Annotated in this window: 12 protein-coding genes; 10 read left to right on the top strand and 2 right to left on the bottom strand. The window is 34.9% G+C overall.

The window, feature by feature from the left end; translation table 11 throughout:
• The first annotated feature begins 162 nt into the window (after positions 1-162).
• From ACJMLB_RS04120 to mmp11, 7 genes are all read left to right on the top strand, one after another.
• Entirely contained in the window at positions 163-1,422 is a 1,260-nt protein-coding gene (locus tag ACJMLB_RS04120; RefSeq protein WP_405323888.1) for a nucleotide sugar dehydrogenase, read from the top strand.
• Positions 1,423-1,513: 91 nt separating this feature from the next.
• The gene (gene hacA, locus ACJMLB_RS04115) at positions 1,514-2,785 is read left to right on the top strand and encodes a homoaconitase large subunit (RefSeq protein WP_405323886.1); all 1,272 of its coding nucleotides are present in this window, start codon (positions 1,514-1,516) and stop codon (positions 2,783-2,785) included.
• Between the two features lie 32 nt (positions 2,786-2,817).
• Positions 2,818-3,303: a 3-isopropylmalate dehydratase small subunit gene (locus tag ACJMLB_RS04110; RefSeq protein WP_295608385.1), complete on the top strand. Its 486-nt coding sequence runs from the start codon at positions 2,818-2,820 to the stop codon at positions 3,301-3,303.
• A 111-nt stretch (positions 3,304-3,414) separates the two neighbouring features.
• Complete coding sequence (locus ACJMLB_RS04105) at positions 3,415-4,404, top strand: isocitrate/isopropylmalate family dehydrogenase (protein ID WP_405323884.1); 990 nt, start codon at positions 3,415-3,417, stop codon at positions 4,402-4,404.
• Between the two features lie 95 nt (positions 4,405-4,499).
• Positions 4,500-5,495, top strand: a complete 996-nt coding sequence (locus ACJMLB_RS04100) for a glycosyltransferase family 2 protein (protein WP_405323882.1) — start codon at positions 4,500-4,502, stop codon at positions 5,493-5,495.
• A 363-nt stretch (positions 5,496-5,858) separates the two neighbouring features.
• Complete coding sequence (ribH, locus tag ACJMLB_RS04095; protein WP_295608389.1) at positions 5,859-6,290, top strand: 6,7-dimethyl-8-ribityllumazine synthase; 432 nt, start codon at positions 5,859-5,861, stop codon at positions 6,288-6,290.
• Positions 6,291-6,414: 124 nt separating this feature from the next.
• Positions 6,415-7,353: a methanogenesis marker protein 11 gene (gene mmp11, locus ACJMLB_RS04090; RefSeq protein WP_405323880.1), complete on the top strand. Its 939-nt coding sequence runs from the start codon at positions 6,415-6,417 to the stop codon at positions 7,351-7,353.
• 43 nt (positions 7,354-7,396) lie between these two features.
• Here mmp11 and dusB read toward each other — a convergent pair whose 3' ends face one another.
• Complete coding sequence (gene dusB / locus ACJMLB_RS04085; RefSeq protein ID WP_405323878.1) at positions 7,397-8,380, bottom strand: tRNA dihydrouridine synthase DusB; 984 nt, start codon at positions 8,378-8,380, stop codon at positions 7,397-7,399.
• Between the two features lie 154 nt (positions 8,381-8,534).
• Between dusB and ACJMLB_RS04080 the strand changes: the two genes are divergently transcribed.
• Positions 8,535-9,206 (top strand): methyltransferase family protein, encoded by a 672-nt coding sequence (locus tag ACJMLB_RS04080; RefSeq protein ID WP_405323876.1) that lies wholly within the window; start codon positions 8,535-8,537, stop codon positions 9,204-9,206.
• Positions 9,207-9,292: 86 nt separating this feature from the next.
• Here the strand turns inward: ACJMLB_RS04080 and ACJMLB_RS04075 are convergent, their stop codons facing one another.
• Positions 9,293-10,015 (bottom strand): nitroreductase family protein, encoded by a 723-nt coding sequence (locus ACJMLB_RS04075; RefSeq protein ID WP_405323874.1) that lies wholly within the window; start codon positions 10,013-10,015, stop codon positions 9,293-9,295.
• A 192-nt stretch (positions 10,016-10,207) separates the two neighbouring features.
• On the opposite strand from ACJMLB_RS04075, the gene ACJMLB_RS04070 reads away from it, so the two are divergent.
• Both ACJMLB_RS04070 and ACJMLB_RS04065 read left to right on the top strand, forming a co-directional pair.
• Entirely contained in the window at positions 10,208-12,004 is a 1,797-nt protein-coding gene (locus ACJMLB_RS04070; protein WP_405323872.1) for a YhgE/Pip family protein, read from the top strand.
• A 44-nt stretch (positions 12,005-12,048) separates the two neighbouring features.
• Complete coding sequence (locus ACJMLB_RS04065) at positions 12,049-13,557, top strand: hypothetical protein (RefSeq protein WP_296856082.1); 1,509 nt, start codon at positions 12,049-12,051, stop codon at positions 13,555-13,557.
• Positions 13,558-13,618 lie beyond the last annotated feature (61 nt).

Here is a 13,618-nt window from a genome sequence, read left to right as displayed (position 1 = left end):
TATATTCTATAATTAAAATATCCTAAATTATGAATTATATAAAATATTTATATTAAATAAAAATCATAAATAAAATCGTATAAACTAATAATACTTTTAAAAAAGTTTTATTTTAAAAATAATTTAAAACTATGACAAAATAAAACATTCAGGGCGATATTTATGAAAATTTGTATTGTAGGTCAAGGTTACATTGGATTGCCAACAGCCGCATTGTTTGCTAAAAATGGCTGTGAGGTCCTTGGAGTAGACGTAAATGAAGAGATTGTTGATAAGTTAAACCAAGGAATTGCTCATATTGAGGAGCCAGGAATTACAGAAGCTATTGAAAATGCAGTGAAAAAAGGACACTATCATGCTTCATTGAAGCCTGAAGAGGCAGACACATTTATAATCACAGTTCCTACACCTTATGTGAAGGAGGACTTAAGCTGTGACTTAAGCTATGTAATATCTGCATGCCAATCCATCTTGCCTGTTTTAAAAAAGGGAAATGTTGTCATCATTGAATCTACAATAGCTCCTATGTCCACTGATGAAATAATTAAGCCGATTTTTGAAAATGAAGGATTTGTAATTGGAGAAGATTTATTCCTTGCTCATTGCCCTGAAAGAGTTCTCCCTGGACAAATCATGGAAGAATTGGTGAACAACAACAGAATCGTTGGTGGAATAACCGAAGAGTGCAGCCGTAAAGCTGCAGATGTCTATAGAACCTTTGTTGAAGGGGAAATTATTGAAACTGAAGCGAAAACTGCAGAATTATCCAAATGTATGGAAAACACCTTTAGGGATGTGAACATTGCACTTGCAAATGAGCTTGCAAAGATTGGTGCAGAGATTGGAGTTAACGCACTTGATGTTATTGAAATGGCTAACAAGCACCCTAGAGTGAATATCCACAGTCCAGGTCCTGGTGTAGGCGGACACTGTCTTGCAATCGATCCGTATTTCATCTATGCAAAGGCTCCTGAAACAGCTAAGATAATCAAGTTGGCAAGGGATACAAACAACAGCATGCCAGGATTTGTAATTGAAAACACCGGCAAAATACTATCAAAGCTTGATGAGGATGCAGAAAAGATCTCTGTCTTTGGAGTGGCATATAAGGGAAATACAGATGATGCAAGGGAAAGCCCTGCATTTGAAATAATCACTGGATTGAAGGCAGCAGGATACGAAATAGCTATCCATGACCCTCACTTTGACAATCCGGATTACCTTGATTTTGATAAAGCCACTAAAGACTCATCATTGGTTTTAATCTTAACAGACCATGACCAATTCAAGAACTTGGATTATGAAGCATTGTCTAAAAACATGAAGACAGGAATCATCTTTGACACTAAAAACATAATCAAGGAAGTGCCAGATGAGATTACTTTAATAAATTATGGAAACTTGTATAAATACAACAAATGAATTTAGATGAAATATGGAAATTTGTAAAAATACAAAAATAATCTATCATTCTAACTAACTATCATTAACTCTTTTTAATTGAGGTGAAAATATGTCAACAATTGCTGAAAAGATATTTGCTAGAGCTTCCGGCAAAGGAGAAGCTGAAGCTGGAGACATTGTCATGGCAGATATCGATATAGCTATGATGCATGATTTGACTGGACCTCTCGCAGTTGAATCATTCGAAAAAATAGGAACTGAAAAGGTATGGGATTCCTCTAAAATAGTGATTCCATTTGACCATCAGGTTCCAGCAGATTCTCTAGATTCCGCTAATAACCATATATTGATGAGAAAATTTGTAAAGGAACAAGGAATTGAAAACTTCTACGATGTAAAGGAAGGTGTTTGTCATCAGGTCTTGCCAGAAAAAGGCCATGTAATACCTGGAACCGTTATTGTAGGTGCAGACTCACATACCTGTACATATGGAGCTTTTGGTGCATTTGCAACAGGAATCGGCTCTACAGATATGGCAATGGTCTTGTCTACCGGACAGCTATGGTTTAAGGTGCCTGAAACAATCAGATTCAATGTGGAAGGAAAACTGAAGGAGAACACATCAGCAAAGGATGTTATCTTGAACATCATAGGCCAAGTCGGAGCGGATGGCGCTACCTATAAGTCATGTGAATTTGCAGGAGAAACAATCTCCAACATGAGCATTTCAGATAGAATGGTCCTATCAAATATGGCAATTGAAATGGGAGGAAAAACCGGACTTATAGAGCCAGATGAAAAGACATATGATTACCTTAAAAACCGTGTAAGCGGTGAAAATAAAAACAGATTGAAAGCTTTTATCGAAAAATCAAATCTTACAAGTGACCTTGATTCTCCAAGCCTTGAAATAAGGGACATTGATGTAAGTGATCTTGAGCCGCAAATAGCTTGTCCTCATAATGTGGATAATGTAAAGCCTGCAAGCGAACTTGGTGATGTTGAACTCGATCAAGTCTTTATCGGTTCATGCACTAATGGAAGAATCGAAGACTTAAGAGATGCTGCAAGGATATTGAAAGGAAACAAGATAGCAAATGAGCTTAGAATGCTAGTCATCCCTGCTTCCAAGGAAACTTACATTAAGGCATTGGATGAAGGATTGATCAAGATATTTGTAGAAGCTGGAGCACTTGTTTCAGCACCATGCTGTGGACCATGCCTTGGTGGCCATACAGGCCTTATCGGACCTGATGAGGTAAGTCTGTCAACATCAAACAGAAACTTTAAGGGAAGACAAGGAAGTCCAGAAGGAAAGGTTTACCTATCTTCAGCTAAAGTGGCAGCACAGTCAGCTATTGAAGGAAGAATCTCTTCCTAAGGAGGAATAAATCTATATTCAGAGGTTATATTATGAAAGGAAAGGTTTGGAAATTTGGAAATGACATTGATACAGACATTATTCTTCCAGGAAGATACTTGATTTACACTGATGAGGAAAGGTTATCAGAGCATTGCATGGAAGGATTGGTATCTGACTTTAAGTCAAAGGCAAATGCAGGAGACTTCATTCTTGGAGGAACAAATTTCGGATGCGGATCAAGCAGAGAGCATGCTCCAATAGCTATTAAGGGATGTGGAATATCTGCAGTGATAGCAGAATCCTTTGCAAGAATCTTTTATAGAAACGCTACAAATGTTGGAGTTCCACTTTTGGAAGCCCCTGGAGTGTCTGAACTTATTGAAGATGGTGAGGAAATAGAAGTGGACATGGAAAAGGGATTGATCATATCAGAAAGCGGAAAGGAAATCGAATTTAAGAAATTGCCTCCATTCATGCTTGAAATCCTTGAATCCGGTGGTTTAATCAATTACTTGAAAAATCAAAAGAATGAATAATTATTCTAAAAAAAATTTAAAAATTATCTAAGAAATTAATATAATATTCATTCATATTTTTTCTAATAAAAATCTAGAAATTATTTTTTTATTAATTTATGAGGTTAAAAAATGTATAATATTGCTGTAATTCCAGGAGATGGAATTGGTAAAGAAGTTATGGACGCATGCATAAATGTATTGAATTCATTGGATATTGACTTTAATTTCAATTATGGTGAAGCTGGAGACGAATGTCTTGAAAAAAATGGTGAAGCTTTGCCAGATGAAACAATAGCACTTGCAAAAAGTGCAGATGCATGTCTTTTTGGAGCTGCAGGAGAAACTGCAGCAGACGTTATTGTAAGACTTAGACAGGAATTGAACCTCTTTGCAAACCTAAGGCCGGTCAAATCATATCCAAACACCAATGCCCTATTTGACAACCTTGACTTTATGATTGTAAGGGAAAACACTGAAGGAATGTATATTGCAAAGGAAGAGGAATATACTGAAGAAGGGGCAATAGCTAGAAGGATAATTACCAAGAAAGCTGAGAGAAGGATTATCGAATACGCTTTCCAATACGCTAAAAACAACAATAAGTCTAAAGTCACTGGAGTTCATAAGGCAAATGTCTTGAAAGTGACTGATGGACTGTTCAAGGAAATATTATACGAAGTGGCTAAGGATTATGAAGGTGAAATAGAAGTGGAAGACTTCTATGTGGATGCCACTGCAATGTATCTCATAACAAGGCCTGAAAGCTTTGAAGTCATTGTAACCACTAACTTGTTCGGGGATATCCTATCAGATGAGGGAGCAGGTCTTGTAGGTGGATTAGGCATGATTCCATCAGGTAATATTGGAGAGGATGGGGCATTATTTGAGCCTGTTCATGGTTCTGCACCAGACATTGCAGGTCAAGGAATTGCAAATCCAATGGCTATGTTACTGTCAGCTTGCATGATGCTGAACTACTTGAAGGAATATGAAGCAGAAGAAAGATTGAATGATGCAATACTTGAGGTCTTGAATGAAGGAAAAACCTTAACTCCAGACCTTGGAGGAACTGCTACAACCAGCGAAGTGGCTGAAGCAATCATAAATGCTTTAAACTAAATTTTTAATAAATTTTAATTATTTTTATATTTAATTATTTTAATTAATTTTTAAATTAATTTTATTTTTTAACCAATTAATCTAAGTGAATTTAAATGACCAATCCAAAAATATCTGTTATTCTTTCTGCATACAATGAAGAGAAATTCATTAGTAAAGCCATTGAAAGTGTAGTAAACCAAACATTGAAAGATATAGAAATTATCATAATCAATGATGGATCAACTGACAATACATTAGACATTATCAATAGCTATGCAGATAAGGACAATAGGATTGTGGTTATTGACCAGGAAAACATTGGCCTTGGCGCAAGCAGAAACAAGGGCATGAAAATAGCTAGAGGGGAATATGTCACTTTTCTTGACGCTGATGACTGGTTTACAGAAGAAGCCTTTGAAATTGCATACAATGAAGCAAAGGCCAAGGATACAGACATTACAATGTATCAGATGATCAATTATGATGATGAAACAGGAAGAGTCTATGAGAATGATTGGTTCAATTTGAATAATCTTGATGAAAGCTTTGATGATGTCGTATTCTCAAGTGAGAAAACAAAGGATTTCCTATTTGACTTATCTGTAAGCAGCTGCCAAAAGATTTATAGAAACAGCTTTTTAAAATCAATTGACGCTAGCTTTCCAGAGGGAATATACTTTGAGGATATGCCATTTTTCTTTTATGTTTATCTAAAGGCCAAAAGGATTTCAATCATTAGAAAGCATTTCTATTACAGACGAAAGCACAATGCCTCAATAACTCATGTAGTGGATGCAAACTACCTGGATACTGTTGAAGCAGGATGCGAACTTATGAGAAGAATGATTGACAATGGATTCTATGAAGACTACAAGTTCGACCTTTTAGCCTACAAGATCAATGGTCCAAGAATGGCACTTATGGACATTACAGAAGATTCTAAGGAGCCTCTTTTTAATCTAATAAAGGAAGACTATGAAAAGATTAAAGAGACTGAGTATTACCAAGACTACTTGGATAATTTAGGCCCAAAGAAGAAAAAGTTCTTCTTAGATGTCTTGAAGTATGACAACTATTCTGAATTCAAAAAGGAAAATCCAGAATATTGATTTGATTCTTAATTGAAACTTTTTGATTTATAGTCATTTTATTCAAATGAAAAAATTAAAATTAAAAATTAATATTGAATAATTTTAAATAATATAAAACATTTATAAGTAATTACAATAATATATAAAAATATTAGAAGATTAAAATTACAATTAATTTTATTATCTAAAAAAAGGAGATTTAAAATGGACGCAGTAAAAATTGCAGCATTGTTTATTATTTTTATTATGGTTTTCAGTGCAGTGGCTACTTTCATTGCATATGTAATATAAATCAGAATAATTAATAATGAAAATAATAAATGAAAATAAAAGATTTAAATCTAATTAATTACAAGAAAACTTTATTGTGGAGGATAAAAAATGGTAAAATATAATATTGGTGCAGTAGTTGCAGAATTTAATTATGATATCACTCATATGATGTTAGAACTTGCAAAAGCAGAAGCTAAAGTTCGTGACTGTGAAATTACAAAAATTGTAATGGTTCCTGGCGTATTCGATATGCCACTTGCAATCAAAAAATTAACTGAAGCAGATGAAGAAGGCAGAATTGACCTTGACTGCATAATCACTTTAGGTACCGTAATTGAAGGTGCAACCGATCACGACCAAATCGTAGCTCAACATGCATCCCGTAAAATAGCTGACTTATCCTTAGAATGGGGTAAACCAATTTCCCTTGGAATCAGCGGTCCTGGAATGACCAGATTAGATGCACACAGAAGAGTTAGCTATGGTAAAAACGCTGTTGAAGCAGCTGTTAAAATGTGTGACAGATTACAAGACATTTAATTTTAAAAAAAGAATTCTTCAATGAATTCTTTAAAACTATTTTTCTATTTTAAAAAAATTTAATTGATTTAATCATTATTGAAAAAATTTTGATTAAACTTTTTCTAAAAGTTTAGAGGATAATATGGCAATTTTAAAACCTGAAGAGTTAAAGGAAAAATTTGATGACCCATGGATTGCTCCATATGAAAAAGTCATAACAATGGCTGATGGAGATTTAGTAGAACTTATTGAATACCACCCATGTCCAAGCGGTTCCAACTGGTTGCTTTATCAATACCAACACAGCAGTGAACTTATCATTAAAGCTAAAAGGGATGGTAACAAGCACACATACCTTTGTAAAGTAGGCAAAAAGCCAATAGACCTTAAGGCAAGTATCAATGCTGCTGGAATTGAAGAGGTTGCAATTGATGAAGAGGCTAAGGAAGTTAAGGTAACCCATGGAGGCCTTGCTGGTGCTGGCGTAGGTGCTGGAATGTGCAGAGGAATGGGAGAAGGTGTCAAATACGTGGATGTCCTTGAAGTTGGAGGAGGCAGTAAGGAAGGAAAAGCTACTGTAGTAACTCCAAAATACGAAAAGCTAGTCATTGGAATCGATGACACTGACGTTAAGGATGCTGGAGCAACTTGGACTATGGCTCATAATATTGGCCTTCAATTGAAAGAGGAAGGATTCGAGTATCTTGACCATATTATCGTTCAGTTATTCCCACATAATCCTCACAAAACTCAAAACTGTGTTTCAATTGCACTTACCTTTGCTGTAATGGCTGAAGATAAGGAAAGATTGATCAATAGACTTATTGAAATCCTTGAGCATGACACATTATCCGATAAGACTGCAATAGCTATTCTTGAAGGAATTGGAATCCCACCAAAACTTAGAGAATATGCAATGGCTACAAAAACAGGTATGATGGATGTTGAAACTGCTGAAAAGCTTGCAGAAGAATTGGACATTCCACTCATTGCAGTTACAGGAGACCAAGGTAAAGTAGGTGCACTTGCAGCTTTAGGTCTTCATGATGATGTTGATGAGGCTGTTAAAGTTTATTACTAGTTCAAACTTTTAAAAAGTTTGAACAATTTTTTTCTTTTTTTATTTACTCTTTTTCCATTGATTTTACATAATCATCCAACAGATTAAACAGATCTTCTTTTGTATTCATTTTAAATATTTGCTGCTTTAATTCTATTGTTCTTGGCAATTTCTTAACGTAATATGCAGCTTGAGTTCTCATTTTTGGAATTGCAAATTCCTCTCCCTTGACTTCAATAAGCATATCTATGTGTTTTTTAAGGGTTTCCATTCTCTCTTCCATTGTAACTTCATATGGAAGTGTGCCGTCTTCAATATAGTTAACGCAATCCCTGATAAGCCATGGATTTCCAAGTGAGGCCCTTCCAATCATGACTGCATCACAATTTGTTTCATCAAGCATTCTCTTTGCATCAAAGCATGATTTGATGTCACCATTTCCAATAACTGGAATATTCACATTTTCCTTGACTTCTTTTATAATGGACCAATCCGCCTTTCCTGAATATCCTTGATCCTTTGTTCTTGGATGAACTGTAATTGCTGATGCACCTGCATCTTCGACTATTTGTGCTACTTCCACTGCATTTATGCTGTTTTTATCCCAACCGCTTCTAATCTTTACAGTCACTGGAATCGGCACAATGTCTACAATAGATTCTACAATAGATTTTATCTTATCCGGTTCTTTCATCAAAGCACATCCTGCCTTTGACCTGTTTGTCACCTTAGTTACAGGACATCCCATGTTAATGTCAATGATATCTACATCTGTATTTTCCCAGATGTACTTTGATGCAAATGTGAGAGATTCCAAATCAGAGCCGACAATCTGCTGTGAAATTGGATGTTCATAATCAGTCATGTATAGCATTTCCTTGGTTTTCCAATTGCCATACATGATAGCCTTGTCTGAAACCATTTCAGTTTCAATCAGCCCACATCCCATTGACTTTACAATGGTTCTGAAGCTGAAGTCACATACTCCCGCCATAGGGGCCAAAGCTATTTGATTGTCTATTTCAACATTTCCAATTTTCCACTTCATATTAATCAGTTCATCATTAATTTTTTTGATTTTTTAAAATTCAATTATTAATATGTTTATATTTATTGTAAAAAATATATAATTCATTCCAAAAACTCAAAGCTTAATATATTGAAAAAATAAAAAATTAATTGTAAAGTGAATTGGTGATATGATGGATAAGAAACTATTTTTTCAAGCATTAAGCAAATTCATAATTGGTTTTATAATCATTTGTGCACTTCTTTTCATTCCTGCTGGAACTTTTGATTATCCTAATGGATGGCTATTTATAGCATTGCTCTTTATTCCTATGTTTTTTGCAGGAATAATCATGCTTTTCAAGTCTCCGGATCTTTTAAGAAGAAGATTGAATGCAAAGGAAGAGGAAGATGAACAGAAAACAGTGATATTGATTAGCGGAATAATATTTCTACTTGCTTTCATTTTAGCAGGGCTTAATTTTAGATTCGGATGGTTCAAGCTTCCAACTGTGGTGATTATTATCGCTTCAGTCATATTTTTGATAGCTTATATCATGTATGCTGAAGTACTTAGAGAAAATGAATACCTTTCACGTACCGTTGAAGTGAGTGAGAATCAAAAAGTGGTTGATAGTGGATTATATGGCATTGTAAGGCATCCAATGTACACTTCCACAATATTCCTGTTCCTGTCAATGCCATTGGTATTGGATTCAATATTTTCATTCGTTGTGATGCTCGTTTATCCAATAATAATCATATTTAGAATAAGAAATGAGGAAAAGGTATTGGAGAATGAATTGATTGGATATAAGGAGTATAAGGAAAATGTAAAATATAAGCTAATTCCTTATTTATGGTAAAAATAACTAAAAATTAAAAGTAAAAAACATGATGCCCGTTGGTAAAAAAGTGTGAAAAATAAAAAATAAATAGCTAAAAATAGCTATTAAATCTCAAAGCTTCCAGCGTAGAATAATCCTTTAAGCTCTTTAGGATTGTCTTTCATGTAGAATCTAAAGCTATCCTCATTCGCTGCATAAAGATGTGCCAAAGCTATTCCTGTATCAATCCTATTCCATTTCTTATAGAATCTGTTTCTAAGTCTTCCAAGTTTCACTCTGTATAAGTCATAACTTCCATCGTCGTTATGTGTAAAGTACCATGGCTGGGTATTTGAAGCGGATGGTGCAAATTGTGCAGGGACTAGTTTTTCATCCCCTTTATCGGATATCTCATCAAGACTTTTTCTTCTAAACTGGTCCATCTCCCTGTAGAGATTCCCTTTTGGCTTACCAAGTGATATGATTATAATGAATTTTTGGTCATTATCTGGATTTTCATAATTTTTAGGATTTCCCATTCCTATCCAACAGCTTCCTATTCCCTTGCTTTGTAAAAAGAGGTCTACCTGTTGAAAGATAAAACCAATATTTTGATAGTAGTTCTCCTTTTCTTCACTAAAAATAGCTATGTAATGAGGTGCCTTCCATCTCATCATTGTAGAGATATTCTCTGTTGGGAGAATTTCATAACTCCATTTTATGTTTGGATTCAATTCCTTTGCATTATCAATGAAATCCCTTATCTCATCAAGGGTTTGATTGTCAAGTGGTGCATCATCATAAGATCTAATGGATTGTCTTTTATATATTGTATCTTCAAGGTTCATTTTATCACAATACCAGTCGTTTTTAAATTTTATTTCTCAAATATAATTTTTAAATGAATATGATTTAAATCTATTGAATTGAGAAAAAACATAACATAGTTATAAGGAAAATAGATTAAAATTTTTATAAAAATGATTTATATTAAAAAGAATATAATAATACATATTAAAAAAATTTGAATAGGTAAAACGATGAGTAGAAAAGATCCTATGATGATTGCAGAAATCATGAAGAATAACTTCAAGGGAGCATTCTCTAATCCTATTGTAGTGATTGTTCTCATTGGAGTAATTATACTTCCTTCACTTTATGCGCTTTTGAACATACAGGCGTGTTGGGACCCTTATGGAAACACTGGCGATGTTCCATTTGCAATAGCTAACCTTGATGAAGGAGCATCATTCAATGATAAAGACATAAATGTAGGAAAGGAACTTGTAAAAGACTTGAAGAATAACGATAAATTCGAATGGACATTCGTTTCAGAAGATGACTTGCGAAAGGGCGTGTATAACGGAACCTATTATGCGGGAATTGTCATACCCAAAAACCTGAGTGAAAACATTGTTTCAATCACTGGCGACAATCCCAAACAAGCAAAGCTTGAATACATTGTCAATATGAAAACAAACCCTGTAGCAACTAAATTGACTGATTCTGGTGCTAATGCTGTTTATACATCATTGAACGCAAAGATAGTTGAAATCATAGATATTGCAGCTTACCAAAAGCTTGGTGAATTGCAGGCAGGCCTTGCTGAAGGAGCTCAAAAACTAGCAAATGGTGGAAAACAGCTTCAAGCAGCTAATGCAAAAGTTCAGGCAGGAGCAAACCAAGTCAAAAGCGGTGAAAGCCAAGTAAAAGATGGTGCGAGTCAAGTTAAATCTGGAGCATCTTCACTTAATGATGGTGCATCACAATTAAAGCAAGGTTCAGACCAATTAAGTGATGGTGCATCCCAAGTGGAAAAAGGTTCAGAGGAATTGTCAGCTGCAGTTGACCCTTCATTAATACCTGATGGACCAATAAAAGACTATGCCGAAGGAAACGTTAAGCTTGCTGATGGAAGCAGTCAAGTGGCTGCTGGAGGAAAACAGTTAGCAAACGGTGCAAATCAGTTAGCTAATGGAGGAAGCCAACTGGCAGATGGTGCAAATCAAGTAGCTGACGGAAGCAGTAAATTAGCAGAAGGTTCAGTAAGTCTTGCATCTGGAGCATCACTGCTTTCCAATGGTGCAACAAATGCATTGTTTGCAGCATCCAGTTCATTAGGATCCACTGCAGATACACTTGGTGGAATCACAGGTATAGATGAAGACACTCTTGGAGATTATTTCCTTTCTCCTGTAGAATTGGAAAGAAACGAGCTATTCCCTGTTAATTCATACGGTTCTGATGTATCTCCATTCTATCTTGTATTATCCATGTGGGTAGGTGCTGTAATCACTTGTGTAATGATGAAGCCAGGAACCAGCCAAGGAACCAAGTATTCCCCATTTGAAATGTACTTCGGTAAATTGTTAACATACATTATAATGAGCATACTTCAAGCATGCGTGACAATAATAGGATGTTATCTTCTCGGCATTCAAATATTAAATCCAATACTCTTTATTGCATCCTGCATACTGGTATCGATGATATTCATGATCTTAATCTACTCAATAATTTCTGCAATCGGTACAGTTGGAAAGGCTATTGGAGTTGTCCTTTTGGTTCTTCAAATATCTGCAACTGGAGGAATCTATCCAATTCAAATCATGCATCCATTCTTCAGGGCATTGTATCCATACATGCCTATGACTTATGGAATTACATTGGTACGTGAAGCACAGCTTGGTACTGTTTGGTCAAACTATATCCCAGCATTGGCCATACTTTTAGCTATTGGATTTGTAACAATAATCGCCGCAGTGATCATTAAAGAAAAATTAGACAAGCCTTCCCATTACTTTGAAGAGAAACTAGAGGAAAGCAAATTATTTTAGAAATTACGTTAATCTATATATGATAAATGAAATGAGGAAAGTTTATGAAATTCAAAAAAAGCCTTCTGATGGTATGCCTAATCATTTTCCTATTCACCATTGCAAGCGTTTCTGCAAATGAGGTTGATGATGCAGTGAATGCAGCCGAAGACACTGGAATCATTGCTGTTGATGACAGCGATTCAGTTGGAAATATAGATGAAATCCTAACTGAATCTTCCGAGGAGGATGTAATGGAAGCGAACCCAGAAGATGATGGAACATTTTCTGCATTGCAACAGAAAATCAATAATGCAGAAGAAGGGACTGTAATTACATTGGATAAGAATTACACTTATGATGATGGATTTAGCAAAAGAGGTATCCAAATAAATAAGAACTTGACAATAAACGGTAACGGCCACACACTAGACGGATTGTCCAAGTCAAGAATATTCTTAGTGAGATATGGCCTTACTGATAACAATTACGTTGTATTGAACAACATTAAATTCGTCAATGGAAACACCGATCTTTACGGTGGAGCAATATTCAATTATGGTAATTTAACCGTTAACAATTGTGTCTTTACAAATAACTACGCTAAATATTGTGGTGGTGCTATAAACTCTGTAGGACACTTGAACTTAAAGAATTCCAAATTTACCAAGAATACTGCAGGAGGAGACGGTGGAGCTGTCTTAACATTTTCCATAGACAAAGCCGTTGAATTCTTTAAGAAAGCTTATGAGGATGAAACTCCTGAAGGGGAAATGGAATTCATTTTCAATGCTCCATTAAACATTGATTTAAGCTATGGAACAGACTATGTATCCAAATGCATTTTCACCAACAATATTGCAAAAGGACGTGGTGGAGGAGCAATTTATGGATTCACTCACCTAAACATCAATTCATGTACATTTAATTCCAACCAAGCTAATGAGCATGGAGGAGCGGTATTTGCAAACAAGAATTTGGTTTTAAAGAATTCAAAATTCACAAATAACAAGGCACCTAAAAATGGTGGAGCGGTTTACTTCAGATGCCATGAACAAAGCGGCAGTTACGTAAACAAGACTTGGGTTCCAAAGATGAAATACTATTCTGCAAATATCACCAATTGTGCTTTCAGCAAAAACACTGCTAACAAAGGTGGAGCAATATATGGATTTTTAAATGTTGCATCTGACAAGAAGCGTTTGAAAGTGAATAAATGCAATTTCACTGCCAATAAGGCAAGTTCATCTGGCAGGGATGTATTAGGTGGAACCTGTTCAAACTGCATTTACAATTACATCAAATTGACTTCAAAAAACAAAACAGTGAAAAAATCTGCTAAAAAACTCACTTTAACTGTAAAGCTTACTAAAGGAAAAGCATTGCTTAAAAATAAAAAGATTAAATTCAGATTCAGAGGCAAAAACTATTATGCAAAAACCAACTCAAAAGGAATTGCAAAAGTCATAATCAAAAAAAGCGTGCTTAAAAAGCTTAAAGCAGGTAAAAAATACACTGTAAAAATGTCTTATCTTAAACACAGCATTAAAAGAACTGTGAAAGTCAAAAGATGATTTAAATTAATATTTAAAATAAAATAGAATGCCTTATTGAATTAAGGCATTTAATTTTCTT

This window comes from Methanobrevibacter sp., from assembly GCF_045114555.1.
Taxonomy (GTDB): Archaea; Methanobacteriota; Methanobacteria; order Methanobacteriales; family Methanobacteriaceae; genus Methanobrevibacter.
This window is presented reverse-complemented; position numbering and strand designations above follow the sequence as displayed.